Origin of the sequence: Actinophytocola xanthii, from assembly GCF_001921205.1 — a bacterium.
Classification (GTDB): Bacteria; Actinomycetota; Actinomycetes; order Mycobacteriales; family Pseudonocardiaceae; genus Actinophytocola; species Actinophytocola xanthii.
Window position 1 is genome coordinate 1 of record NZ_MSIE01000191.1, and the last position, 723, is coordinate 723.

Annotated in this window: 1 protein-coding gene; it reads right to left on the reverse strand. The window is 67.4% G+C overall.

From position 1 onward, the window contains the following. Positions 1–723: succinate--CoA ligase subunit alpha (gene sucD / locus BU204_RS37875; protein WP_075130588.1), on the reverse strand; the 723-nt coding region annotated here is incomplete at both ends.

The following is a 723-nucleotide window of genomic DNA, read 5'->3' on the forward strand; positions in this document are numbered from 1 at the left end:
TGGCGGGCGAGCTCGGCGGTCTCGGACGGGGTCTTGCCGACCTTCACCCCGGCCGCCTCCAGAGCTTCCTTCTTGGCCTGCGCCGTGCCCGAGGAACCGGACACGATCGCACCCGCATGCCCCATCGTCTTGCCCTCCGGCGCGGTGAACCCGGCCACATACCCCACCACCGGCTTGGACACGTGCTCGGCGATGTAGGCAGCCGCCCGCTCCTCGGCGTCCCCACCGATCTCACCGATCATCACGATCACCTCGGTCTGCGGATCCGCCTCGAACGCCGCCAACGCATCGATATGCGTCGTCCCGATGATCGGGTCACCCCCGATCCCCACCGCCGAGGAGAACCCGATATCCCGCAGCTCGTACATCAACTGATAGGTCAACGTCCCCGACTTCGACACCAACCCGATCGGCCCCGCCTCGGTGATGTCCGCCGGAATGATCCCCGCGTTCGACCGACCAGGACTGATCACCCCAGGACAGTTCGGCCCCACGATCCGCGTCTTGTTCCCCGTCTTGTTCTCCACAGCACACGCGTGCGCCCAGAACGCGGCCGTGTCGTGCACCGGGATGCCCTCGGTGATCACCACACACAACCCGATCCCGGCGTCCACCGCCTCCACCACCGCGGCCTTCGCGAACTTCGGCGGCACGAACACCACCGTCACGTCCGCGCCGGTCTGCTCCATGGCCTCACCCACGGAGTTGAACACCGGCAGCGTC